Annotated in this window: 21 protein-coding genes; 17 read left to right on the forward strand and 4 right to left on the reverse strand. The window is 64.4% G+C overall.

Annotation, left to right across the window (positions count from 1 at the left end):
• From bamE to ACTHL0_RS11060, 9 genes are all read left to right on the forward strand, one after another.
• A partial coding sequence (gene bamE, locus ACTHL0_RS11020; protein ID WP_440566772.1) for an outer membrane protein assembly factor BamE domain-containing protein occupies window positions 1-752 on the forward strand: 752 nt, incomplete at its 5' end.
• A 171-nt stretch (window positions 753-923) separates the two neighbouring features.
• On the forward strand, window positions 924-1,721 hold the full coding sequence (gene dapB / locus ACTHL0_RS11025; RefSeq protein WP_440566773.1) for a 4-hydroxy-tetrahydrodipicolinate reductase: 798 nt from the start codon (window positions 924-926) through the stop codon (window positions 1,719-1,721).
• Between the two features lie 50 nt (window positions 1,722-1,771).
• Window positions 1,772-2,560: a MotA/TolQ/ExbB proton channel family protein gene (locus ACTHL0_RS11030; RefSeq protein ID WP_440566774.1), complete on the forward strand. Its 789-nt coding sequence runs from the start codon at window positions 1,772-1,774 to the stop codon at window positions 2,558-2,560.
• 49 nt (window positions 2,561-2,609) lie between these two features.
• On the forward strand, window positions 2,610-3,092 hold the full coding sequence (locus tag ACTHL0_RS11035) for an ExbD/TolR family protein (RefSeq protein ID WP_440566775.1): 483 nt from the start codon (window positions 2,610-2,612) through the stop codon (window positions 3,090-3,092).
• A 136-nt stretch (window positions 3,093-3,228) separates the two neighbouring features.
• Entirely contained in the window at window positions 3,229-5,934 is a 2,706-nt protein-coding gene (gene leuS, locus ACTHL0_RS11040; protein ID WP_440566777.1) for a leucine--tRNA ligase, read from the forward strand.
• Window positions 5,935-5,989: 55 nt separating this feature from the next.
• A complete protein-coding gene (locus tag ACTHL0_RS11045) occupies window positions 5,990-6,541 on the forward strand; it encodes an LPS-assembly lipoprotein LptE (RefSeq protein WP_440566778.1) in 552 nt (183 codons plus the stop codon).
• Between the two features lie 32 nt (window positions 6,542-6,573).
• Window positions 6,574-7,662, forward strand: a complete 1,089-nt coding sequence (gene holA, locus ACTHL0_RS11050) for a DNA polymerase III subunit delta (RefSeq protein WP_440566779.1) — start codon at window positions 6,574-6,576, stop codon at window positions 7,660-7,662.
• 84 nt (window positions 7,663-7,746) lie between these two features.
• Complete coding sequence (locus tag ACTHL0_RS11055; RefSeq protein ID WP_440566793.1) at window positions 7,747-9,036, forward strand: glutamate-5-semialdehyde dehydrogenase; 1,290 nt, start codon at window positions 7,747-7,749, stop codon at window positions 9,034-9,036.
• Window positions 9,037-9,145: 109 nt separating this feature from the next.
• Window positions 9,146-9,562, forward strand: a complete 417-nt coding sequence (locus ACTHL0_RS11060) for a CopD family protein (protein ID WP_440566780.1) — start codon at window positions 9,146-9,148, stop codon at window positions 9,560-9,562.
• Between the two features lie 237 nt (window positions 9,563-9,799).
• Here ACTHL0_RS11060 and ACTHL0_RS11065 read toward each other — a convergent pair whose 3' ends face one another.
• Window positions 9,800-10,660, reverse strand: a complete 861-nt coding sequence (locus ACTHL0_RS11065; RefSeq protein ID WP_440566781.1) for a MurR/RpiR family transcriptional regulator — start codon at window positions 10,658-10,660, stop codon at window positions 9,800-9,802.
• Between the two features lie 284 nt (window positions 10,661-10,944).
• Between ACTHL0_RS11065 and edd the strand changes: the two genes are divergently transcribed.
• From edd to ACTHL0_RS11085, 4 genes are all read left to right on the forward strand, one after another.
• Window positions 10,945-12,813 (forward strand): phosphogluconate dehydratase, encoded by a 1,869-nt coding sequence (gene edd, locus ACTHL0_RS11070; protein ID WP_440566782.1) that lies wholly within the window; start codon window positions 10,945-10,947, stop codon window positions 12,811-12,813.
• Between the two features lie 10 nt (window positions 12,814-12,823).
• Window positions 12,824-13,459, forward strand: coding sequence for a bifunctional 4-hydroxy-2-oxoglutarate aldolase/2-dehydro-3-deoxy-phosphogluconate aldolase (locus ACTHL0_RS11075; RefSeq protein ID WP_440566783.1), 636 nt, complete (start codon window positions 12,824-12,826; stop codon window positions 13,457-13,459).
• A gap of 230 nt (window positions 13,460-13,689) precedes the next feature.
• Complete coding sequence (locus tag ACTHL0_RS11080; protein ID WP_440566784.1) at window positions 13,690-15,057, forward strand: GntT/GntP/DsdX family permease; 1,368 nt, start codon at window positions 13,690-13,692, stop codon at window positions 15,055-15,057.
• A gap of 62 nt (window positions 15,058-15,119) precedes the next feature.
• Window positions 15,120-15,617, forward strand: a complete 498-nt coding sequence (locus tag ACTHL0_RS11085; RefSeq protein WP_440566785.1) for a gluconokinase — start codon at window positions 15,120-15,122, stop codon at window positions 15,615-15,617.
• Between the two features lie 148 nt (window positions 15,618-15,765).
• Here ACTHL0_RS11085 and purB read toward each other — a convergent pair whose 3' ends face one another.
• On the reverse strand, window positions 15,766-17,154 hold the full coding sequence (purB, locus tag ACTHL0_RS11090) for an adenylosuccinate lyase (protein ID WP_440566786.1): 1,389 nt from the start codon (window positions 17,152-17,154) through the stop codon (window positions 15,766-15,768).
• A gap of 160 nt (window positions 17,155-17,314) precedes the next feature.
• Window positions 17,315-18,724: an MFS transporter gene (locus ACTHL0_RS11095; RefSeq protein WP_440566787.1), complete on the reverse strand. Its 1,410-nt coding sequence runs from the start codon at window positions 18,722-18,724 to the stop codon at window positions 17,315-17,317.
• A 417-nt stretch (window positions 18,725-19,141) separates the two neighbouring features.
• Here ACTHL0_RS11095 and ACTHL0_RS11100 point away from each other — a divergent pair, with 417 nt between their 5' ends.
• The 3 genes from ACTHL0_RS11100 to ACTHL0_RS11110 all read left to right on the forward strand — a co-directional run bounded on the left by ACTHL0_RS11100 (window position 19,142) and on the right by ACTHL0_RS11110 (window position 22,553).
• The gene (locus ACTHL0_RS11100) at window positions 19,142-20,101 is read left to right on the forward strand and encodes a LysR family transcriptional regulator (protein ID WP_440566788.1); all 960 of its coding nucleotides are present in this window, start codon (window positions 19,142-19,144) and stop codon (window positions 20,099-20,101) included.
• 193 nt (window positions 20,102-20,294) lie between these two features.
• Entirely contained in the window at window positions 20,295-21,599 is a 1,305-nt protein-coding gene (locus ACTHL0_RS11105) for a Glu/Leu/Phe/Val family dehydrogenase (protein ID WP_440566789.1), read from the forward strand.
• 228 nt (window positions 21,600-21,827) lie between these two features.
• Window positions 21,828-22,553, forward strand: a complete 726-nt coding sequence (locus ACTHL0_RS11110; RefSeq protein ID WP_440566790.1) for an amino acid ABC transporter ATP-binding protein — start codon at window positions 21,828-21,830, stop codon at window positions 22,551-22,553.
• Window positions 22,554-22,667: 114 nt separating this feature from the next.
• Here the strand turns inward: ACTHL0_RS11110 and ACTHL0_RS11115 are convergent, their stop codons facing one another.
• Window positions 22,668-23,582, reverse strand: coding sequence for a class II glutamine amidotransferase (locus ACTHL0_RS11115; protein WP_440566791.1), 915 nt, complete (start codon window positions 23,580-23,582; stop codon window positions 22,668-22,670).
• Between the two features lie 231 nt (window positions 23,583-23,813).
• Between ACTHL0_RS11115 and ACTHL0_RS11120 the strand changes: the two genes are divergently transcribed.
• On the forward strand, window positions 23,814-24,142 hold a 329-nt coding region (locus tag ACTHL0_RS11120), incomplete at its 3' end, for an amidohydrolase family protein (protein ID WP_440566792.1).

A 24,142-nucleotide genomic window follows, 5' to 3' on the forward strand; every position in this document is an offset into this window, starting at 1 on the left:
TTGCGCTCGTTGCGGGATGTTCGACCTACGACAGCCTCACGCAGCGCGTCGCTCAGAGCATTACGCCGTATCGCATCACCATCGTGCAAGGCAACTTCGTCTCGAAGGAAGCCGCCTCGAAGATGCGTGTGGGCATGAGTCGGGACGAGGTCAAGGCGGCGCTCGGTACGCCGCTCTTGACGGACATGTTCCATGACGAGCGCTGGGATTACGTCTTCTACTTCAAGCGCGGTTCCACAGCGGTGGTGCAGCAGCGCAATTTCGTCGTCAACTTCAAGGACGATCACGTCGTGAGTTGGTCGGGCGGAGAGGATCTTCCTTCCGAACTCGAACTGCTCGCCGATATCGACGGCGACCGCCACGGGAAGAAGGCGAAAGCCGCGGCCTTGTCAGCTGCGAGCGCGTCGGCCGAGTCGTCGGCGGCCGCTGCGCAGCCGGCCAGCGGCGCGGCGCAAGCGGGCGCGAGCGGGCAGGGCGCTGAAGCGGCCAATGCCGAAGCGGCGCAAGCGGCGAATCGTGCGACGAATCAAGTGCCCGCCACGCCTGCGCGACCGGCCGTGCGCTCGGGTGCACCATCGACGAACGGGGTGCCCAGCGCGACGCCGCAGTTCCAGTTCCATCGCCAGCCGCAGCCGTCCTCGCCCGATCAAAGCAATCCGGTGGGCCCGGCAGGCACGCAGTCGCGCAACGGTGGGGCGAGCGGACAGTCGGTCTCGTCCTCGCAGCCGGCGGCATCGAACGCGGGCGGTTGATCGTTCGAGGGTTCATGGGCCGTCCGTGCTTGAGTTCCGCACGCACGGTCTCCCGGGCGGGCCGAGCGCGAGGTGCGCCGCCCGCTCTTTGTTTTTTCGCGGTGCTTGCGAGTGCCGCTGGCCGGCCTTGCAACGGTTGGCCCATCACTGAAAAGAAGGGGCATGTTGCCGATGAAGATCGCCATCGCAGGGGCGTCGGGCCGAATGGGCCGGATGCTGATCGAAGCCGTCCTGAACGATCCCGACGCGACGCTCGCCGGCGCGCTCGATCGCCCGGGCGCACCGCAGCTCGGTGAAGATGCCGGCGCGTTCCTCGGACAGCGAACCGGTGTCGTCCTGAGCGACGATATCGACCGCGTATTGAGCGAGGCCGACTGCCTGATCGATTTCACGCGCCCCGAGGGCACGATGGTGCATATCGAGGCGGCGTTGCGGCACGGCACGAAACTCGTGATCGGCACGACGGGCATGACCGAAGCGGAGCGCGACGCGGTGCATGCGGCGGCCCAGCGGATCGGTATCGTCTTCGCCGCGAACATGAGCGTGGGCGTGAACGTCACGCTGAAGCTGCTGGAATTCGCCGCCCGGCATTTCGCCACCGGCTACGACATCGAAATCATCGAGGCGCATCATCGGCATAAAGTCGATGCGCCATCGGGCACGGCACTCGCCATGGGCGAGGCGGTGGCGGGTGCGCTCGGCCGCGATCTGAAAGACTGCGCGGTCTACGAGCGTTACGGCGTCACGGGCGAGCGCGATCCGTCGACAATCGGCTTCTCGGCGATTCGCGGCGGCGATATCGTGGGCGACCACACGGTGCTGTTCGCTGGCACCGGCGAGCGGATCGAGATCACCCATAAATCCTCGAGCCGCGTCTCCTACGCGCAGGGCGCGTTGCGCGCCGCGCATTTCCTCGCCTCCCGCGGGGCCGGCCTGTTCGACATGCAGGACGTGCTCGGGTTGCGCTGATCCTGCCGCACGCGCCGGCGCTTCCCGCTCGCTTACGGATTCGGATACGCATGGAAAACACGGGCATCGTTCACTATCTGCAATCGGGCGACGCGCTCACGCACGCCGTTGCCTATGTGCTGCTGGCCATGTCGATCGCGAGCTGGTGCTTTTTGATCGTCAAAGGCTGGATGCTCGGGCGAGCGAAGCGGCAAGGGCCGCGCGCCGTTGCGCTGTTCTGGCAATCGTCGAACTTATCCGAGGGGGTGCTCGCGCTTCGCGGCGCCGATCGCGAACATGTTTTTGTCCCGTTGGCGCTGGCGGCGTTGGCGGCTTCCGAGGTGCACGCGCCGTCCGCCATGCTCGCGCGCGTCGAGCGCAGCGAACGTGTGCTGCGTGCGCTGCGCGAGGCGCTGCTCGCCTCGCAGCGGCGCATTGAATTCGGGCAGGTGCTGCTCGCCTCGATCGGCAGTACCGCCCCGTTCGTCGGCTTGCTCGGGACGGTATGGGGCATCTATCACGCGCTCGGCAGCATTGCCGCGAGCGGGCAGGCGATGATCGAGAATGTCGCCGGGCCCGTCGGCGAAGCGCTGATCATGACGGCGTTCGGCCTCGTCGTGGCCATTCCGGCCGTGTTGGCGTACAACGTGCTCGGCCGCATGCAGCGGCAGCTTTCCGAGGAGCTCGACGGCTTCGCCCATGATCTGCATGCGTACGTGTGCGCGCCGGATACGCAGGAACGGGGCGTGGGCATCGCGGCTTCATCGGCGCAAGCCCTGTCGGTCCCGCGTGGCATGACGTCCGCGCAGGCGCAGGCAGGCACGCACACCGGTGAGCCCACGCATCAGACGGGTGCCTGATCCAGGCATCCGCGATAGATAGCGCGAGCGTTCGAGCGAGGAGACGATCATGGCATTCGGCGGATTCGATAAAGCGCGTTCGGCTGCGCCGATGGCCGATATCAACATGACGCCGCTCATCGACGTCATGCTCGTTCTGCTCGTCATCTTCATCATCACGGCGCCGCTGTTCACGCACGCGATTCGGCTCGATTTGCCAAAGGCGGCTTCTGCGCCGGCCCCGCAAACGCCGAAGACGATCACGTTGTCGATCGACGACGCCGGCCGGCTTTATTGGGACGCCCAGCCACTCACGCTCGACGCGTTGCGTGCGCGCCTTGCCCAGGCGGGCAAGACTGTGCCGCCGCCCGAGCTTCATCTGCGCGCATCGCGCGCCACACGCTACGACGTGATCGCGCAGGTCATGAGCGCCGCGCAGCAGGCGGGGCTCGATCGAATCGGGTTCGTCACCGACCCGCCGCGCTCTGGTTCGCCATCGGGCGCGGACTTGTCGCCCGCCGCGCCTGACGTCAAGCCGTCACCCCAGCCTTAACACCGCGGCCGCATGCGGCTTGCGCTCACGCGGGCGGTATAATCGACCTTTTCCCCATTTGCGGGTAAAACGCGTTTCGACGTTTCGCCGCGCCCGCGTCGCAAGGCGCCACGACAGCCCAGCCCGAACCACCGCCATGCAAGAAAAATATTTACCCGCCGACATCGAAGCCGCCGCCCAGGCAGAATGGCGCGCGTCCAACGCCTACCGTACGGCCGAAATCGCCGGCAAGCCGAAGTTCTATTGCGTCTCGATGCTGCCGTATCCGTCGGGCAAGCTGCACATGGGGCACGTGCGCAACTACACGATCAACGACGTCATGTACCGCTATCTGCGGATGAACGGCCATAACGTGTTGATGCCGATGGGCTGGGACGCCTTCGGCATGCCCGCCGAAAACGCGGCGATGGCCAATGGCGTGCCGCCGGCGAAATGGACCTACGACAACATCGCCTACATGAAGGGGCAGATGCAGTCGATCGGCCTCGCGATCGACTGGTCGCGCGAAGTCGCCACCTGCGATCCAAAGTACTACAAGTGGAATCAGTGGCTGTTCTTGAAGATGCTCGAAAAGGGCATCGTCTACAAGAAGACGGGCACGGTGAATTGGGATCCCATCGATCAGACGGTGCTCGCGAACGAGCAAGTCATCGACGGCCGCGGCTGGCGTTCGGGCGCGCCCGTCGAAAAGCGCGAGATCCCGATGTACTACATGCGGATCACGCAGTACGCCGATGAACTGCTGAACGATCTCGACGGTCTCGGCTGGCCCGAGCGCGTCAAGGTCATGCAGCAGAACTGGATCGGCAAGAGCTTCGGCGTGAATTTCGGCTTCCCGTACGAACTCGACGGCGAGCGCAAGCTGCTGCGCGTGTTTACGACGCGCGCCGATACGATCATGGGTGTCACGTTCTGCGCGATCGCGGCCGAGCATCCGCTCGCCGCGCGTCTGGCGCAAGGCAGGCCCGAACTGCAGGCGTTCATCGACGAATGCCGGCACGGCGGCGTGGCCGAGGCAGAAATCGCCACGATGGAAAAGAAGGGCATGGCGACGGGCTTTTACGTCACGCACCCGCTCACGCAAGCGCAAGTCGAAGTGTGGATCGGCAACTATGTGCTGATGAGCTACGGCGAAGGCGCGGTCATGGGCGTGCCTGCGCACGACGAGCGCGACTTCGCGTTCGCGAAGAATTACGGTTTGCCGATCAAGCAGGTGATTGAGGGGGCAGAAGTACGCGCACATCGAGATGCGCTCGCAAAGGGCGTTGCAAGCGCCAACGACGTCACGAAAGATCCAGTCGAAGGAGCCGATCGGGGGCTGCTTAAAACGAGCCTTGATCAGTGGGAATTCACCACGGACAGGTGGCAGGATTGGTACGGAAGCAAAGAGTTCGGCGTTTGCGTTAATTCCGGTAAGTACGATGGTCTGAACTACGCGCAGGCCGTCGATGCCATCGCGGCCGATCTGAAAGCGCTCGGTCTCGGCGACAAGCAAGTCACCTGGCGCCTGCGCGACTGGGGCATTTCGCGCCAGCGCTATTGGGGCACGCCGATCCCGATCATCCACTGCGCGGCCTGTGGCGACGTGCCGGTGCCCGAGCAGGATTTGCCCGTCGTGCTGCCCGAAGATCTCGTGCCGGACGGCACGGGCAATCCGCTCGCGAAGTCGGCGGCCTTCGTGAACTGCGCGTGTCCGACGTGCGGTGCGCCCGCCAAGCGCGAGACGGACACGATGGATACATTCGTCGATTCGTCCTGGTACTTCTCGCGCTACACGTGCCCTGACGCGGAGACGATGGTCGATGCGCGCACCGATTACTGGATGCCGATGGATCAATACATCGGCGGTATCGAACATGCGATCTTGCACTTGCTCTATTCGCGCTTCTGGACGAAGGTGATGCGCGACATGGGGCTCATCAAGTTCGGCGAGCCCGCGAAGAACCTGCTCACGCAAGGCATGGTGCTCAACGAAACGTTCTATCGCGAAGACGCCTCGGGCAAGAAGACGTGGTACAACCCGGCCGACGTCACGGTGGCGCATGACGACAAGGGACGCCCCGTGGGCGCGACGCACAACGCCGATGGGCAGCCGGTCGTGCTGGGCGGCATCGAGAAGATGTCGAAGTCGAAGAACAACGGCGTCGATCCGCAACTGCTGATCGATCAATACGGCGCCGATACGGCGCGCCTGTTCACGATGTTCGCGGCACCGCCCGAGCAGCAGCTCGAATGGTCGGGTTCGGGTGTCGAAGGCGCGAGCCGCTTTTTGCGCCGCGTGTGGGCGTTCGGGCATGCCAATCAAGCCGAGCTCGTCGCACGCGAAACGTTCGATCCGGCTCAGCTCGCGCAGGCCGACAAGACCTTGCGCCGCGAAATCTACAGTGTGCTGAAGCAGGCCGATTTCGACTACCAGCGGCTGCAGTACAACACGGTCGTCTCCGCCACGATGAAGATGCTCAACGCGCTCGAAGACGCCAAACTCGCGCGCCCGAGCGTGCTGCGCGAATGCTATGGCGTCTTGCTGCGCGTGCTGTACCCGGTGGTGCCGCATGTGACGCACGCGCTGTGGCAGACGCTGGGGTTCGTCGACGAATTCGGCACGCTGCTCGACGCACCGTGGCCGAAGGTCGACGAGCAAGCGCTCGAGCAAGCCGAGATCGAACTCGTGCTGCAGGTGAACGGCAAGGTGCGGGGCGCGGTGACGGTCGCCAAGGAGGCGTCGCGGGAAGTGATCGAGGCGGCGGCGCTCGCCCATGAGATGGTTGCCCGGTTCAGCGAAGGCAAGGCCCCGAAGAAGATCATCGTCGTGCCGGGCCGGCTCGTGAACGTCGTCGTCTAAAGGCGCAGCGCGCGGCACGATCGTTGCCGTGCGCCGATTCAATCAAGGAGCCAATGTGATTCGCCGATCGTTTTTAGCGCTGGTGTGCAGCACGACCCTGCTCGCAGCGTGCGGGTTTCAGCTGCGCGGCCAGCAAGACTACGCCTTCAAGCGGCTCGCAATCGTAGGCGCGGCGCCGGCTGTCGCTGCGCGTTTGACGCGGATGATTGAAGGCGGCAGCGATACGGTTGTCGTCAAGTCGCCTGAGAATGCCGATGCCGTTCTGACGGTCAGCGAAGGACGCGGCCAGTCGGTGCTGACGCTGAATCTCGCGGGCGCGGCCGAAGAATATGCGCTCACCTACTCGCTCAATTATTCGCTCGCCGGCGTCGATGGCACGCTCTTGATTGCGCCAAGCTCGATCGTGCTGAATCGGGCTATGACGTATAGCGTCACCTATGCGCTGGCGAAAGGACAGGAGTCGGAGCTGCTCTACGCGGATATGCAGAACGACGCAGTCGATCAGCTGACGCGCCGGCTTTCCACGGTTCATTCGCTGCATCCTGCGCCGGGGCAGCAGACACCCGGCGTCGCGCCGCGTGCGCCGTTGCCTCCGCCGCCCCTCTGATCGGCTTTTTGCGCCAGCAGGATCCGCTGCCCATGCAATTGCGACTCGACGCGCTCGACGCGCATCTCACGAAAACGCTCGCCGGCTTGTACGTCGTGTTTGGGGACGAGCATTTGCTTGCCCAGGAGGCGTGCGACCGGATTCGTGCCGCCGCGCGCGCGGCGGGATTCACCGAGCGCAACGTGTTCACGGTCGAACGCAGCTTCGATTGGAGTTCGCTGTTGGGCGCGACGCAATCGATGTCGCTCTTCGGCGAGCGCCAGCTGATCGAATTGCGGATCCCCTCGGGTAAGCCGGGCAAGGAAGGCGCCGACGCGCTCAAAGCGCTGGCTGCTGCCGACAATCCTGATGTGTTGACGCTTGTCACGCTGCCGCGGCTCGACGCCGCGACGCAAAAATCCGCGTGGTTCACGGCGCTGTCCGAGCGCGGTGTCGCGCTGCGGATCGATCCCGTCGAGCGCGCGCAATTGCCGAACTGGGTCGCGCAGCGCCTCGCCCAGCAAGGCCAGCGCGTCGCACCGGGAGAAGATGGCCGGCGCGCACTGCAGTTCATCGCGGAGCGTGTCGAAGGCAATCTGCTCGCAGCTCATCAAGAGATTCAGAAGCTGGGCCTGCTGTATCCGCAGGGCGTCCTGACATTCGAGCAAGTGCATGACGCCGTGCTCAACGTCGCCCGCTACGATGTCTTCAAACTGAACGAGGCGATGCTGGCCGGCGATGTCGGCCGGCTTTCGCGGATGCTCGACGGTTTGAAGGGAGAGGGCGAAGCTGCGGTGCTGGTGCTGTGGGCGCTCACCGAGGAGCTTCGTACGCTGCTGAAAATCAAGCGCGGGACGGCAGCCGGCAAGCCGCTCGCCATGCTGCTGCGGGAAAACCGCGTCTGGGGGCCGCGCGAGCGGCTCGTCGGGCCCGCGCTGTCGCGCGTCACGGAGCCGCTGCTCGAGGAAGGGCTCGCGCTTGCCGCGGCGCTCGACCGGCAGGTGAAGGGCCTCACGGGCACTGCGCCCGGTAGCCGCCGCCGCGTGGCATTGCCGCCCGATCCGTGGGAAGGTTTGTTCGAACTTGCCGCGCTCGTCGCGGCGCCGGGTAAGCGTGCGCCCGCACGCGCAAGTGGCGCCTGACGGCTTACAATCGAAACGTCGGCCGTGGCGCCATCGCCACAGCGCCGCACCTTGGCGCCGCGAGCGCCACGAACGGGATGGATGATGGAAATCGACGAGTACATGACCGCTATCGGCCGCCGCGCGCGCGCCGCTTCGCGCGCGATGGCGCGTGCCGCCACGGCAACCAAGAACGACGCCCTCAATGCGATTGCTCACGCGATCGAACGCGATCAGGCGCGGCTCAAGGAAGCGAACGCGCGCGATGTGGCCAGGGCGCGCGAGAAGGGGATGGACGCGGCGTTCGTCGATCGTTTGACGCTGTCCGATAAGGCGCTCGCGACGATGATCGAAGGGCTGCGGCAAGTGGCCGCATTGTCCGATCCGATCGGCGAGATCGGTAACCTCAAATATCGGCCGAGCGGGATCCAGGTGGGGCAGATGCGGGTCCCGCTGGGCGTGATCGGCATCATTTACGAATCGCGTCCGAACGTGACGATCGATGCCGCGGCGCTCTGCTTGAAGTCGGGCAATGCGGCGATCCTGCGTGGCGGCTCCGAAGCGTTGGAGTCGAACACGGCGCTTGCCGCGCTGATCGGCGAGGGACTGGCGCATGCGGGGTTGCCGCGCGATGCCGTGCAAGTGGTTGAAACCGCCGATCGCGCTGCCGTTGGCAAACTCGTGACGATGACCGAGTACGTCGACGTGATCGTGCCGCGCGGTGGCAAAAGCCTGATTGCCCGGCTCATGCAGGAAGCGCGCGTGCCGATGATCAAGCATCTCGACGGCATTTGCCACGTCTATATCGACGACCGCGCCGATTTGTGCAAAGCGCTGGCCGTCTGCGATAACGCGAAGACGCATCGCTACGGCACCTGCAATACGATGGAGACGCTGCTCGTCGCACGCGGTATTGCGCACGCCGCGCTGCCGCCGCTTGCGCGCGTCTATCGCGACAAGGGCGTCGAGCTGCGTGTGGATGCACAAGCGCGCAAGGCGCTCGAGGCTACGCCGTGGAGCAGCGACGCGCCCGCGCTCGCGCTTGTCGACGCTACCGAGGAAGACTGGCGCACCGAGTATCTGGCGCCGGTGCTCGCGATCAAGGTCGTCGACGGCATCGATGCGGCGATCGAGCACATCAACACGTACGGCTCCGCGCATACCGACGCGATCATCACCGAAGATCACGATCGCGCGATGCGGTTTTTGCGCGAAGTCGATTCGGCGAGTGTCATGGTGAACGCATCCACGCGTTTCGCGGACGGCTTCGAGTACGGGCTCGGTGCAGAAATCGGCATCTCGAACGACAAGCTGCACGCGCGCGGGCCCGTAGGATTGGAGGGGCTGACGTCACTCAAGTACGTCGTGCTCGGGCACGGCGAAGTGCGGCAGTAAACCGGCGCAGCGGGCGGCGCGGAGCCGATACGGTCTCGGCGCCGTGCCGTTCTTCTTATCCCTCCGAACCCTTCGAAAAACGCACGACAACGTGCGACGACACCCACCGATGCTCTGGCTCAAAACTTTTCACATCGTTTTTGTGGCCTCCTGGTTTGCGGGGCTCTTCTACCTCCCGCGCATTTTCGTGAACCTCGCCATGGAGCGCGAGCCGGCCGTCGTGGTCCGTCTGCTGACGATGGCGCGCAAGCTGTATCGCTTCATGTCGGTCATCGCCGTCGTGGCGCTCGCTTGCGGGTTGGGGCTGTGGCTCGGCTACGGGATCGGGCAAGGGCAGGGGTGGCTTCACGCGAAACTCGGCATCGTGGTGTTGCTGATCGCCTATCACGCTTATTGCGGCCGCCTGCTGGCGGCATTCGAGCGCGGCGAGAACCGCCGCTCCGATCGGTGGTATCGCCTGTTCAACGAGCTACCCGTTCTCGGCCTGATCGCGGCCGTGGCGCTCGTCGTCGTCAAGCCGTTCTAGTGCCCTGTCCCGCGCCATGCTCCGTGTGAACGCATCGAGTATTTCCTTCGTCGCATGCCTCGCGCCCGGCCTTTCTGGTAGCCAGCCCTAAAAAGGATTGTTCAGGGGAACGTGCCTTTCCGGGCGCATTGCCGCGTCGTTCGCCGTTGCAATAGAATAGCTACGGCTATTGCGCCTCCTTCTCGCACTGCGCCCGGAACGGCACGTTCGCAAGCCTGGAATTAGCGTGAACAGGCCCTAGTCTTCTTCCGCTGGCAGCGGTGCCGCTGCGATTCGCCGTTGCGTGATCGCCTTCTTGGCCCGCCCGAGCTTGTCGACAAGTTCGGGCCCGCGTGCCAGCGCGACGCCCACGGCGAGAATGTCGCCGATCGCCAGATGCGAGACACGCGATGTCATAGGCGAAAAAATATCGGTCTCTTCCGCCACATTGGCAAACAGGCTGACCGTCGCGAGCTGCGCCAGCGGCGAACTGCTGTGCGTGATGGCGATGACTTTCGCCCCGCAAGCCAGCGCCGAGCGCGCCGCTTCGACGATATCGCGCGTGCGCCCCGTGTTCGAAATCGCGACGACCACATCTCCCTCGCCCAGCAGCGCCGCCGACATCGTATAGGTGTGCGGATCGGCATAGGCCACGCTCGGGATGCCGAGCCGGAAGAATTTGTGCTGGATATCTTGCGCCGCGATGCCTGAGCCCCCCGCTCCATAGAACTCGATGCGCGATGCGTGCGAGAGCAGGTCGATCGCCTTGGCGACGCTGCGTGCCGACAAGCTGTTTCGCACTTCGATCAATGCCCCGATCGTGCGATCGAACACCTTGGCGACGACACCCGGCGCCGGTTCGTCGGGCCGGACGTCGCGATAGACCGACGGCAGCCCCGGCGCGATGCTTTGCGCAAGCCGGATCTTGAATTCGCGGAAGCCGCCGCAGCCCAGGGCCTGACAAAACCGTGCGATGGTCGGCTGGCTCACCCCGACGCGCTGGGCGAGATCGGTCATGGCCAGATCGAGCACTTCGCGCGGCGCGTCCAGCACGTAGTCGGCCAATTTGCGTTCGGAGGGGCGCAACTGGGCGCGCATCGATTCGATTCGGGCAAGCATCTCGGAAAGCTCCGCCAAGCGGGTGTATCGTGTTCTATCGATGGCGGTAGTATGAGCGTTGGCGTGTAGAAAATCTACATGTATTTGCTACCGATCGTGCCGCAAGGCCTGTAACTCGTGGGGCATATTGGGGTTGTCGATAAGGCAATTGCGGCTGATTAGCATTGCTGTCATGTAGTTTTTCTACTAAACTTGGCTCCCAAATTCGCGCTGAGTGGCCTCGCGCTGCCACGTGCCACCCGATCGGCGTTTGTTCGCCGTCTTTCAGGAAGGAGCGTCTCCCCATGGTTTCGCCGCATCCCACGCTGACCGAAGTCACGCGCCGTATCGTCGAGCGCAGCCGTCCCACCCGCTCCGCCTATCTCGCGCGGATCGATGCCGCGCAAGGGCGGTTTCCGGCGCGCGGCACGCTATCGTGCGCCAATCTCGCGCACGGGTTCGCCGGCCTCGAAGGCAACGACAAACTTGCCATCAAGGCGATGCGCGAGCCGAACATCGGCATCGTGTCCTCCTACAACGAGATGCTGTCGGCGCATGCGCCGTACCGGGATTTCCCGGACATCATCAAGCGTGCCGCCCGTGAAAGCGGCGGCGTGGCGCAATTCGCGGGCGGCGTGCCGGCGATGTGCGATGGCGTCACGCAGGGCAACGCCGGTATGGAGCTGTCGTTGTTTTCGCGCGAGGTCATCGCGATGAGCACGGCGGTCGCGCTCACTCACAACATGTTCGATGCGGCCTTGTGCCTCGGCGTATGCGACAAGATCGTGCCGGGCTTGCTGATCGGCGCACTCCAGTTCGGGCACCTGCCGACGATCTTCGTGCCGGCCGGTCCGATGACGAGCGGGCTGTCGAACGACGAGAAAGCCAAGATCCGCCAGCAGTTCGCCACGGGCCAGGTGGGGCGGGACGCGTTGCTCGAGGCGGAATCGGCCGCCTACCACGGGCACGGCACGTGCACGTTCTACGGCACCGCGAACAGCAATCAAATGCTCATGGAAGTCATGGGGCTGCATTTGCCGGGTTCGGCGTTCGTGCACCCGCATACGCCGCTGCGCGACGCGCTGACGGCCGCCAGCGCGCGCCGCGTGCTCGATCTGACGGTCGAGCGCGGGCAATACACGCCGATCGGCCATGTCGTCGACGAAAAAGCCGTGGTCAACGGCATCGTTGCGCTGCTGGCGACGGGCGGTTCGACCAATCACACGCTGCATCTTGTGGCGATCGCGCGGGCGGCCGGCATCATCATCGACTGGGACGATTTCGATGCGCTCTCGCAAGCGGTGCCGCTGCTCGCGAAGATCTATCCGAACGGCAAGGCCGACGTGAACCACTACCACGCGGCCGGCGGCATGGCATTCCTGATCCGTAACCTGCTCGAAGGCGGCCTGCTGCATGAGGACGTGACGACGGTCATGGGCAAAGGGCTCGCGCGCTATACGGAAGAGCCGCGCCTGGTGGATGGCCAGCTCGCGTGGGTGCCCGGGCCCGAGCAAAGCGGCGATGCGAAGGTGCTGCGCCCGATCGGCGATCCCTTCCAGCCCGATGGCGGCCTGCGCCTCATGCAAGGCAAGCTCGGCCGCGGCGTCATCAAGATTTCGGCGGTCGCGCCCGAACATCGCACGGTGCGCGCGCAAGCGCTCGTCTTCGATTCGCAGGAGGCCGTGCAGGCCGCGTTCGATAAGGGCGAACTCAAGCGCGACTTCGTTGCGGTGGTGCGATTCCAGGGTGCGCGCGCGAACGGCATGCCCGAACTGCATCGTTTGACGCCGCTGCTTGGCGTCCTGCAAGACCAGGGCTTTCACGTCGCGCTCGTCACGGACGGACGCATGTCCGGTGCGTCGGGCAAGGTGCCCGCCGTCATCCACGTCTCGCCCGAAGCGCTGCTCGCCGGCCCGCTAGGCAAGGTGCGCGACGGCGATACGATTGTCATCGATGCCGAACGCGGCATCCTCGACGTCGAAATCGACGCAAGCGAATGGAACACTCGCGCGGTGGAAGCACCCAAGCATCAAGCGGAAAACGAAGTCGGCTTCGGCCGCGAATTGTTCGGCGTCTTTCGAGCGGCCGCCGCGCCGGCCGAAATGGGCGCCTCGGTGTTCGGGCCGCTCGTAGGCGAGCCGGCCGAGCGTCAGATCCATGCAACCAAGCAATAAGGAGTCCGGCATGAAAAAGGTTGAAGACATCGTCCGCCTCGGTCCCGTCATTCCGGTACTGGCCTTCGAGACGGTCGAGCAGGGCGAACACGTCTCGCGCGCGCTCCATGCGGGCGGCGTCAAGGTGCTCGAGATTACGCTGCGTACACCGGCCGGTATCGGCGCAATCGAACGGGCCGCGCAGCTTTCGCCCGACATCGTCGTCGGTGTCGGCACGATCACGAAACCGGAGCACTGTGCGCAGGCCAAGAAGGCGGGCGCGCAGTTCGGCGTGTCGCCCGGCCTGACCAAGGATATTCATCAGGCCGCGGTGGATGCCGGTCTGCCGCTGCTGCCCGGCGTCGCCACGCCGAGCGACATCCTGCTTGCGCTCGAGCTCGGCTATGAAACGGTCAAGTTCTTCCCGGCACAGCAAGCGGGTGGCATTCCGATGCTGCAAGCGCTCTACGGGCCGTTCCCGGCGCTCAAGTTCTGCCCGACAGGCGGGATCACGACTGAAACGGCGCCGAGCTTCCTCGCATTGCCGAACGTCGTGTGCGTCGGTGGTTCCTGGTTGACCCCGAAAGCCGCGTTGGCGGCGCAGAACTGGGATGAGGTGACGCGCCTCGCCCGGGCCGCATCGGAACTGGCGGCTCATCAGCACTGATGGATCAGAATGCGGCGCCGGTCTTCGCCGGCGCCGCGGCGGCGCATGTCGCGCCGTCGTGCCACGTATCGGCCCTGGCCCGCCGAATACGGGTTTCCGTTGGTGGAACCGGTTCTATCGAGCCACCACGACGCCGGTTAGAATGCTGCGACAATGCGTGCGCGCGGCAAGGCTTGCACGGTTCGTGCACGTATCCCTCTCCGTTTCAAAACAAGTAAAGGAGACATTTCATGGGATCGGTCCACGGTGGCCTCTTGCTGCTTTATGCATTGATCGCGATTGCGGCGCTCATCTTGCTGATCGCGCGGTACAAGGTCTACCCGTTTCTGGTCCTGATTGTCGTTTCCTTGCTGCTTGGGCTCGCGGCCGGTATGCCCGTGGGCAGCATCGTCAAATCGTTCGAAGCCGGCAACGGCGGCACGCTGGGTCATATCGCGATCGTGGTCGGCCTCGGCACGATGCTCGGCAAGATGATGGCCGAGTCCGGCGGGGCGGAGCAGGTCGCCACGACGTTGATTCGCTGGTTCGGAGAAAAGTACATTCATTGGGCGATGATGTTCGTGGCGATCATCGTCGGCTTGCCCGTTTTCTTTGAAGTGGGCTTCGTGCTCTTGATCCCGATTGCGTTCAACGTCGCCAGGCGCACGGGCAAATCGCTGCTGCTGATCGGCTTGCCGATGGTCGCGGGCCTGTCGGTCGTGCACGGCTTGATCCCGCCGCATCCCGCCGCGCTGTTGGCCGTGCAGGCGTATGGCGCGGATATCGGTAAGACGATCGCATACGGCCTCATCGTGGGCATCCCCACGGCGATCGTCGCGGGGCCGCTGTTCGCGCTGCTCGTCCATCGGTACGTGAAGCTGCCGGAGACCAATCCGCTCGCCGAGCAGTTCGTCGAATCGGGCGATCGCGCCGTTTCGCGCCGGCGCGAGCTGCCCAGTTTCGGCATCACGTTGTTCACGATTTTGCTGCCCGTATTGCTGATGCTGATCGGCAGCTGGGCGGATCTGGTGTTCGCGCCGAAGTCGGTTCCGAATGACTTGTTGCGCTTTGTCGGTAACGCGGATGTCGCGTTGCTGATTTCCGTACTCGTGAGCTTCTGGACGTTCGGTGCGCAGCGCGGCTTCACGCGTGAACAGATCCAAAAATTCTGTGGCGAATGCCTTGCGCCGATTGCCGGGATTACGCTGATCGTCGGCGCGGGCGGCGGGTTCGGCGGCGTGCTGCGGGACAGCGGGGTCTCTCAGCAGATTGTCGCCGTTGCCACGCAGGCACACCTTTCTCCGCTGCTGTTCGGCTGGTTCGTGGCTGCGCTGATTCGTCTGGCCACGGGCTCGGCCACGGTCGCCATGACGACGGCGTGCGGGATCGTCGCGCCGATCGCCAAGGCCGGTGCGATTCACGTTCAGCCTGAATTGCTGGTGTTGGCCACGGGCTCCGGTTCGTTGATTTTCTCGCACGTGAACGACGGCGGTTTCTGGCTGATCAAAGAGTATTTCGGTATGACGGTCGGGCAGACCTTCAAGACGTGGTCGCTCTGCGAGACGATCATTTCGCTGCTCGGTCTCGGGCTGACCTTCGCGCTCGCGGCGGTCTTTTAGGTCTTTTAGGTCTTTTAGGTCTTATAGGTCTTATCGGTCTTTCAGATCCTTTAGGAACGGCAATGATTCTGATCGTGATGGGCGTCTCGGGCGCCGGCAAGACACGTATCGGCGAACTTCTCGCCGAGCGCCTGGGGTGCAGCTTCGTGGACGGCGACGAGTTTCACAGCGCCGCGAACAAGGAAAAGATGGCGCAAGGCATCGCGCTGACGGACGAGGATCGCTGGCCCTGGCTGGCGGCCATTCGCGCGGCGATCGAGGCCAAAGTGCGCGCGGGGCAGTCACTGATCGTGGGCTGCTCGTCGCTCAAGCGCGCGTATCGCGACGTATTGCGCGGCGGCGCGCAGGGCGATGGCATCGTGCGCTTCGTGTACTTGAAGGGATCGTTCGAGCTGTTGCACGAACGCCTTGCCACGCGCGGCCGGCACTTCTTCAACCCGGCGTTGCTGCAGAGCCAGCTCGACACGCTCGAGGAGCCGGGCGAGGACGAGGCGATTACCGTTGGCATCGAGCTCGCGCCCGAGGCGATCGTCGATGAGGTCGTGGCCAAGCTCGATTAACGCTGGTGCTGCTCGTGTAGGCGTAAGCAGAGTCTGAGCGGGAATGTCCCGTTGCCGTCGACGGGACCAGGTGGGCGATTGAATTGAATACCGCTGGCAAAAAAAAACGCGCCATCGACGGCGCGTTTTTGCGTTCTGTTGAACGGCCTTAAGCGATCCGCTTCGCCAATTCAACGGCCTTGCCCGTGTACGAGGCGGGCGTCATGTTCATCAGCAGCGCCTTCGCATCGTCGGGAATCGCGAGCGTGGCGATGAACTGCTGCAGCGCCTCGCGCGTGATGCCTTTGCCGCGCGTCAGCTCTTTGAGCTGTTCATACGGGTTTTCGATACCGAAGCGGCGCATGACCGTTTGCACGGGCTCGGCCAGCACCTCCCAGCAGCCGTCGAGATCTTCGTTCAGGCGGGACGGATTGACTTCGAGTTTGTCCAGGCCGCGGATCAGCGCGTCATAGGCGAGCAGCGAGTAGCCCAGCGCGACGCCCATGTTGCGCAGGACCGTGGAATCGGTCAGGTCGCGCTGCCAGCGCGAAACCGGCAGCTTGTCGGCCAGATGGCGCAGCGTGGCGTTCGCGAGACCGAGGTTGCCTTCCGAGTTTTCGAAGTCGATGGGGTTGACCTTGTGCGGCATCGTCGACGAACCGATTTCCCCCGCTTTCGTCTTTTGCTTGAAATAGCCGAGCGAGATGTAGCCCCAGACGTCGCGGTCGAGATCGAGCAGGATCGTGTTGGCGCGCGCGCACGCATCGAACAGCTCGGCCATGTAGTCGTGCGGTTCGATTTGAATCGTGTACGGATTGAACGTGAGCTTCAGGCGCTGTTCGATGACGTTGCGCGAGAACGCCTCCCAATCGAAGCTCGGATAGGCCGACAGATGCGCGTTGAAGTTGCCCACCGCGCCGTTCATCTTGCCGAGGATTTCCACTTTCGCGATGCGCTCGATCGCGCGCGCGAGGCGTGCGGCGACGTTCGCGATTTCCTTGCCGAGCGTGGTGGGGCTGGCCGGCTGCCCGTGCGTGCGGGAGAGCATCGGCTGTTCCGCATGCGCATGCGCGAGCGCAACGAGGCGGCCGTGCACCGAGCGCAGGGCCGGCAGGATCACGTGCTCGCGCGCACCGGCCAACATGAGGCCGTGCGACGTGTTGTTGATGTCCTCCGACGTGCAGGCGAAATGGATGAATTCGCTGGCGCGCTCGAGTTCAGGCTGTCCCTTGACCGATTCCTTGAGCCAGTATTCGACGGCTTTGACATCGTGATTCGTGACGCGCTCGATTTCCTTGATGCGCGCGGCATCGTGCGCGGAAAAGCGGGCCACGAGATCGAGCAGGAACGTTTCGGCCGCTTCCGAGAAGCGCGGCATCTCGGCGAAGCCGGCTTGCGAGAGCGCGATGAGCCAATGGACTTCCACTGTCACGCGATGGCGCATGAACGCGGCTTCGGAGAGCCAGTCGCGCAGCGCTTCGGTTTTGGCGGCATAGCGGCCGTCGAGCGGCGAGAGGGCGGTGAGGGCAAACAGCGTTTCGGCGCGGGTATCGGACATGATCGGGCGTCGCGCTCGAAGGCGCGGATTCGGGTGCAAGGGGAGAACCGGTGATTTTACCACCTGCGGGGTCCCGCTTTGCCGGAGCTTGGCGGGGCCCCCTTCGCGCCCGATAGCGCCTTAGGGGACGAGGCACCCTAAGGCGCACACCCGGATGGCGTCAATCGCTGGCCGTGGCTGCACGGGCGATCGAAGCCGTCGCGCCGCCCTGCGCGGCCTCGACGGCGGCAACGGCCGGCGCCGCCCAGACGAGCCATTGCGCGCGCAGCACAAGGATCGCAACGCATGCGCAAGCCGCAATCGCGCCAAACGTCGCGAAGCCCATCTGATAGCTGCCCGTGCTTTCCTTGGCGATGCCCATAACCACGGGCAGATAGAATCCGCCGATACCGCCGGCTGCGCCGATCACACCCGAAAGCAGCCCGGTCTTGCCTTTCCAGCGATGCGGCACGAGCTGGAACGTGGCACCGTTGCCGAGGCCGAACGCGAGATACAAGCAGACGAGTATCGCGATACCGCCCCCGAGCGGCGGCATCCAGGCGGCGAATGCGAGATCGGCCACCGAGATCGCCGCGAGCAGGCCCGTGAGGGCACGCACGCCCGTGATTCGATCGGCGAGGTAACCGCCCATCGGGCGCACGATCGCGCCGAGGAAAGCCAGCAGCGACATAAACAGGCCCGCTTCGAGCTTGGGCATCTGATAGAGCGTCGTGAGCAGCAGCGTGACGTACGACGACATCCCGACGAAGCCTCCGAACGTGACGCTGTACACGAGCATCAATACCCAGGTATCGCGTTCGGCGAGCACGGCACGATAGCGCGCCGGCAACAGGGCGATCGCGCCGGCGGCACCGAGCACCGGCAACAGCAGTACGCCCGTGCGGCCCGGCCCGAAGACGCCCGCATGGACGGCGAGCACGAGAACAATCAGCCCCACGAGCATCGTCACGAAGCTCGCGAGCGCGCGTCCGACGCTGCCGGACTTCTCGCCGCGATCGTCGCCCCACGCGAACAACGCCAGGCCTGCGATCGCGAGCAGCGGCAGCGCGGCGGCCGTGGCGTATTGCCAGCCGAGCACATCGGCCACCCGCGGGAACAAGAAGCCGTCCAGAACGGCGCCGATATTGCCGGCGGCGGCCAGACCCAGCACCAGGCCCTGGACCTTCGGCGGGTAGCTGCTGCCGGCCATCGGCAGCGCAACGGCGAAGCTCGCGCCGCCGACACCGAGGAATACGCCGAGCACGAGCAAGAGCGTGTAGGAGGGCGCGGCCGGCAGCAGCGGCAACACGATTGCGGGCACGGCCGAGAGCAGGACGCCCATGAGCGCGACGCGCCGGCCGTTCGCCGACTGATAGAGGTTGCCGAGCGCCACGCGCAAAATCGCGGCCGACAGCACCGGCACAGCCACGAGGAAGCCCTGCTGCGCGGCTGTCATCGGGATGCTCTTGCCGATGAACGGCGCGAGCGGGCCGTACAGGACCCACACCGTAAAGCCGGTGTCGAAGTAGAGAAAGCATGCGAGAAGCGAGCGCCAGTTGCCGCTCCTTAGTGCATGTTGCAGGTTCTTCATAATCGTCCTCGCGTTGAATGCCGGATGTATCGTCGGATGAATCGTCAGGTGCCATGAGCGCCACGGCGCCTGCCGGCGTCACGCGACGGCCGAATAACGCAAGGGCTATGCCATGCCCGTCATCGCCGCGCGGGGCGGCGGGCGCAGCGTGACGTGGCGTGCTCGGTCGAGGGAATTTCGAGGGCGCGGCGAAAGCGGCATGTCGGCCACCGCCAGAGCCAACGCACTCGCATCGCGCCAAGCGGGCACCCCCAAAGTGCCGGGCGCGCGTGATTGGTGCGTTGCACCAACGTTGCCATGAACGGAACCGGGAGAGGGGGCGGCTGCGTCGCGGCGCCGCGGCGCATAGAGGCCGCGAGGCACCCCGGTACAATGCGAGCGTCGCTTTTTCGCTCGGCTTGTCCGGCCCGCCCCCGCATGGAACTCAAATGGCTCGAAGATTTCGTTTCGCTCGCTGAGACGCGCAGCTTCAGCCGTTCGGCTGAGCTCCGGCATGTGACGCAGCCCGCGTTTTCACGCCGTATCCAAGCGCTTGAAGCGTGGCTCGGCACCGAGCTCATCGACCGGTCGGTCTATCCGACGCGGCTCACGCAGGCGGGGGAAGTGTTTCGCGAGCAGGCGCTGGCGATGCTCTCGCACATGCACGAATCGCGGATATTGCTGCGCGGGCAAGCGGGCGCGCCGGCCGCCACGATCGAGTTCGCCGTGCCGCACACGCTGTCGCTCACGTATTTTCCGAAGTGGCTGCAGCGGATCGAGGCAAAGATGGGTCCGATCCATACGCGGCTGCGCGCGCTGAACGTCCACGACGCGGTGCTCTCGCTCGTGGAAGGCGGCTGCGATCTCGTGATGGGCTACCACCACCCGAGCCATCCGGTCGCGCTCGATCCCGGCCGTTACGACATGCTGACGCTCGGCTTCGAGCCGATCAGTCCGTTTTCGGCACCGGGCCGCGTCGGCCGCGCGCGCTACTTGTTGCCGGGCACCCCCGATGCACCCGTTCCGTATCTGTCGTACACGCCGAACGCGTACCTCGGACGCATGACGGAGGTGATCGTGGCGAACGCGCCCGAGCGGTTGTGTCTGGACCGGATCTACGAAACGGACATGGCCGAGGCGCTCAAGGCGATGGCGCTGGCTGGACACGGCGTCGCCTTCTTGCCGCACAGCGCCGTCGAAGATGCCGTTGCCGAGGGCGCGCTGATCCGTCTTGACCGCGGGGCTTCGCGCGGGCACAGCGCCGATCGCTTCACGTTGACGATGGAAATCCGCTTGTACCGCGACAAGCTCGCAAGCAACGCCGATGATCCGCGCCAAGAACTCGTGCGCCGCTTATGGCAGGTCGTCGCCGACGAGCTGGGCGTCAAGCGGGATTGAACACGGGCGCTTGACCGCCGTTCTCCGTTCCTCCGGCGACCCGGCCGGGTCGTTGCGGGACCGCGCCGCCGCAGACTCATGGTTCGGTATCCGACGTTATGCAAGAAATGCATAATGGGATGATCAAACGGCATTGGATTTCAGAAAGGGCTTTTTTCACAATGGCGCACATTCTGTGACCGTTGGAGTGTCCATGTCCTCGCAATTGCAGTCCACCACGTCTGCACAATCGATCCCCTCGTACCTTCATGCCGACGATCTCGGCCCGTGGGGAAACTATCTGCGTCAAGTCGATCGCGTCGCGCCGTACCTCGGGTCCGCGTCGCGTTGGCTCGAAACACTCAAGCGTCCAAAGCGCATCTTGATCGTCGACGTGCCCATCGAACTCGATAACGGCACCGTGGCGCACTTCGAAGGCTATCGCGTTCAGCACAACGTCTCGCGCGGTCCCGGCAAGGGCGGCGTGCGTTACCACCAGGATGTCACGCTCTCCGAAGTGATGGCGCTGTCGGCCTGGATGTCGGTGAAGAATGCGGCCGTGAACGTACCGTACGGCGGCGCGAAGGGCGGTATCCGCGTCGATCCGCGCAAGCTCTCGCGCGGCGAGCTCGAGCGCGTCACGCGGCGCTACACGAGCGAGATCGGCATCATCATCGGACCGAACACGGACATTCCCGCGCCTGACGTCAACACGAACGAGCAGATCATGGCGTGGATGATGGACACGTACTCGATGAACCAGGGCCAAACGGCCACGGGCGTCGTGACGGGCAAGCCGATTGCGTTGGGCGGCTCGCTGGGCCGCCGCGAAGCGACGGGCCGCGGCGTGTTCGTCGTCGGCACGGAAGCGGCGCGCCGCGTGGGTCTCGATATTCAAGGCGCACGCATTGCAGTGCAAGGTTTCGGTAACGTGGGCGGTATCGCTGCGCGTCTGTTCCAGGAAGCGGGCGCGAAGGTGGTCGCGGTGCAAGACCACACGGGTTCGCTCTACAAGTCGAGCGGCATCGATGCGGCGGCCCTGCTCGAGCACGTGGCGAACACGGGTGGCGTGGGCGGCTTCAAGGATGCCGACCCGCTGGCGAATGACGAATTCTGGACGATCGAAACCGACATCCTGATCCCCGCCGCGCTCGAAAACCAGATCACGGAAAAGAACGCGAGCAAGATCAAGACGAAGATCATTGTCGAAGGCGCGAACGGCCCGACCACGACCGCTGCGGACGACATCCTGCACGACAAGGGCGTGTTGATCATCCCCGACGTCGTGGCCAACGCCGGTGGCGTGACGGTGTCGTACTTCGAGTGGGTGCAGGACTTCTCGAGCTTCTTCTGGACCGAAGACGAAATCAATCAGCGCCTCGAGCGCGTCATGCGCGAAGCGTTCAACGCCGTGTGGCAAGTCGCGAGCGAGAACAAGGTATCGATGCGGACGGCGGCATTTATCGTTGCATGTAAGCGGATTTTGATGGCGCGCGAAATGCGTGGCCTGTATCCCTGATTCCCTATTCGCCACAAGCGAAACGGGTTTGACTTGCCGGTGCGCCCTTCACGGCGCGGCCGGCTTCCCCTGGGCGGGCGGCACCAATAAGGTGTCGCCCGCTTTTTAATTCCGTCCCATGCAGCCCTGCGATTTCGCCTCGCCATTTGCCATCCGCGTATCATGCGAAGGCTTCGCCGGCACGGGAACCGCCGGTGTACGTTTTGGTTTCGGCAAAGGGATCACCGGATGATTTCGATCAAGCATGTTTCGAAGTGGTACGGCACGTTTCAAGTGCTGTCCGATTGCACAACGGAAGTCGCGAAGGGCGAAGTGGTCGTCGTGTGCGGGCCGTCGGGCTCCGGCAAGTCGACGCTCATCAAGACCGTGAACGGTCTCGAGCCGTTTCAGGAAGGCGAGATCATCGTCGATGGCCAGCCGCTGCACGACAAGCAGACGAACCTTTCCAAGCTGCGCGCGAAAGTGGGCATGGTGTTCCAGCATTTCGAGCTGTTTCCGCACCTGTCGATCATGGACAACCTCACGCTCGCGCAAATCAAAGTGCTCGGCCGTTCCAAGGACGAAGCCGCGGATAAGGGCTTGGCGCTGCTCGATCGAGTCGGCCTTAAAGGGCAAGCCGATAAATTCCCGGCGCAGCTATCGGGTGGTCAGCAGCAACGCGTGGCCATCGCGCGGGCGCTGTCGATGGATCCGGTCGCGATGCTGTTCGACGAACCCACTTCCGCGCTCGATCCCGAAATGATCAACGAAGTGCTCGACGTGATGGTCGAACTCGCGCAGGAAGGGATGACGATGATGTGCGTGACGCACGAGATGGGGTTTGCGAAGAAGGTCGCGCACCGCGTCATCTTCATGGACCGCGGGCTCATCGTCGAGGACGATCACAAGGACGCCTTCTTTGCGAATCCGAAGTCGGACCGCGCGAAAGAGTTTCTGGCGAAGATCCTGCACTGAGCGCGCGGGTAGGCCTGGCACTTGGCCCCCTGGACTCAGCATGAGCAGGCATGAGCTAAGCACCGCGCAAGATATGGCCGGCGGCGACAGCCGGGGAATGCGTGGATCGGCAGCCTACGACTCGAACGCCGCGATATCGTCAGCGTCGGCTGGCAATGCCGGGGATGCTGCAGAGGCCGGGCGCAGCGAAGCCGAGGCACTGGGATCGCAGGCCGGGTTGCGCGCTTTCTCGAGCACGGCCGGCGGCACCGGAATGTGCGCGCGTGCCGCCACCTCGCCATCCTGAAACATCAACAGATCGCCGGGCGCGAACGCCGTCCAGATCTCATCGTCGGTGAGCGGCTGCGTGGCGATGACGGCCACGCGATCCTCCGGCGTCGTGTACTGCGCGAAGTCGATCGACATATCGGCGTCGATCAAATGCGCCGTCGAAAACGGCCAGCGCCGCACGATGTAGTGCAAATGCGTGGAGCAGTGAGCAAAAAGCGCTTGCCCGTTCGACATCAGGAAATTGAAGACGCCGTGGTCCGTGATGTCGCGCGTGAGTGCGGCGAGCGCATCGAACAGTTCCTGCAAGGGGGGCTGCGCGCCCGGAAAAGCGCGGCGCAAACCTTGCATCAGCGCGCAATAGGCGAGTTCGCTATCGGTCGTGCCCACGGGCTGATAGACGCCAGTCAGCTCGGGCCGATAGCCCTGCAAATCGCCGTTATGCGCGAAGATCCAATGCCGGCCCCACAGCTCGCGCATGAACGGATGGCAGTTTTCCAGGAGGATATGGCCCTGTGTTGCTTTGCGGATGTGCGCGATCGTGTTCTTCGATTTGATCGGGTAGCGCTTGACCATCTCGGCGATCGGCGAGGTGGCCGACGATTGATGGTCGATGAACAGCCGGCAGGCTTTGTCTTCGAAGAAGGCGATGCCCCAGCCGTCGGCGTGATGATCGGTGATGCCGCCACGCGCAGCAAAGCCGGTGAAGGAGAACGTGACGTCCGTCGGCGCGGCGCAGTTCATTCCGAGGAGTTGGCACATTTTACGGCTGGCGGAGCGTGTGAACGGGCGGGTCCGTTTCGCGAACCCGCTACAATATGTTTTTTCGAAGCATATACCGAGCCGCCGGCTGAAAAAAGCGAAATCCGCGCGCGCCCCTGCGCGTCCGTTGCGGTTTTTCCACGATGGCTGCTCGTCCGGCTTCGACTAACGGTGTCCACTTCCCATCGCCGGGCGGCTGTTTCGCGCCGGCCCTCTTGCCAGATTGTCGCCATGACCGTTTCCGCATCGCTCCCGAACGCCGCCCAATCGAGCGGCGCGCCTTCCTCGCTCACCCTGGCCCGTCCTGACGACTGGCATTTGCATTTGCGCGACGGCGAAATGCTGGGCGCCGTGTTGCCGCATACCGTTCGCCAGTTCGGCCGCGCGATCGTCATGCCGAACCTGAAGCCGCCCGTCACCACCGTCGATGCCGCACGGGCCTATCGCGAGCGCATCCTGGCGGCGGTGCCGGTCGGCACGGCGTTCGAGCCGTTGATGACCCTTTATCTCACCGACAACACCCCGCCCGACGAGATCCGCCGTGCGCGCGAAAGCGGGTT

It is taken from the genome of Trinickia sp. (assembly GCF_051961175.1).
In the GTDB taxonomy this organism is placed as follows: domain Bacteria; phylum Pseudomonadota; class Gammaproteobacteria; order Burkholderiales; family Burkholderiaceae; genus Trinickia.

Coding starts and splice junctions, on each gene's coding strand:
- dapB (WP_440566773.1), top strand. CDS start 924: ATGAAGATCGCCATCGCAGGGGCGTCGGGCCGAATGGGCCGGATGCTG.
- ACTHL0_RS11030 (WP_440566774.1), top strand. CDS start 1,772: ATGGAAAACACGGGCATCGTTCACTATCTGCAATCGGGCGACGCGCTC.
- ACTHL0_RS11035 (WP_440566775.1), top strand. CDS start 2,610: ATGGCATTCGGCGGATTCGATAAAGCGCGTTCGGCTGCGCCGATGGCC.
- leuS (WP_440566777.1), top strand. CDS start 3,229: ATGCAAGAAAAATATTTACCCGCCGACATCGAAGCCGCCGCCCAGGCA.
- holA (WP_440566779.1), top strand. CDS start 6,574: ATGCAATTGCGACTCGACGCGCTCGACGCGCATCTCACGAAAACGCTC.
- ACTHL0_RS11055 (WP_440566793.1), top strand. CDS start 7,747: ATGGAAATCGACGAGTACATGACCGCTATCGGCCGCCGCGCGCGCGCC.
- ACTHL0_RS11060 (WP_440566780.1), top strand. CDS start 9,146: ATGCTCTGGCTCAAAACTTTTCACATCGTTTTTGTGGCCTCCTGGTTT.
- ACTHL0_RS11065 (WP_440566781.1), bottom strand. CDS start 10,660: ATGCTTGCCCGAATCGAATCGATGCGCGCCCAGTTGCGCCCCTCCGAA.
- edd (WP_440566782.1), top strand. CDS start 10,945: ATGGTTTCGCCGCATCCCACGCTGACCGAAGTCACGCGCCGTATCGTC.
- ACTHL0_RS11075 (WP_440566783.1), top strand. CDS start 12,824: ATGAAAAAGGTTGAAGACATCGTCCGCCTCGGTCCCGTCATTCCGGTA.
- ACTHL0_RS11080 (WP_440566784.1), top strand. CDS start 13,690: ATGGGATCGGTCCACGGTGGCCTCTTGCTGCTTTATGCATTGATCGCG.
- ACTHL0_RS11085 (WP_440566785.1), top strand. CDS start 15,120: ATGATTCTGATCGTGATGGGCGTCTCGGGCGCCGGCAAGACACGTATC.
- purB (WP_440566786.1), bottom strand. CDS start 17,154: ATGTCCGATACCCGCGCCGAAACGCTGTTTGCCCTCACCGCCCTCTCG.
- ACTHL0_RS11095 (WP_440566787.1), bottom strand. CDS start 18,724: ATGAAGAACCTGCAACATGCACTAAGGAGCGGCAACTGGCGCTCGCTT.
- ACTHL0_RS11100 (WP_440566788.1), top strand. CDS start 19,142: ATGGAACTCAAATGGCTCGAAGATTTCGTTTCGCTCGCTGAGACGCGC.
- ACTHL0_RS11105 (WP_440566789.1), top strand. CDS start 20,295: ATGTCCTCGCAATTGCAGTCCACCACGTCTGCACAATCGATCCCCTCG.
- ACTHL0_RS11110 (WP_440566790.1), top strand. CDS start 21,828: ATGATTTCGATCAAGCATGTTTCGAAGTGGTACGGCACGTTTCAAGTG.
- ACTHL0_RS11115 (WP_440566791.1), bottom strand. CDS start 23,582: ATGTGCCAACTCCTCGGAATGAACTGCGCCGCGCCGACGGACGTCACG.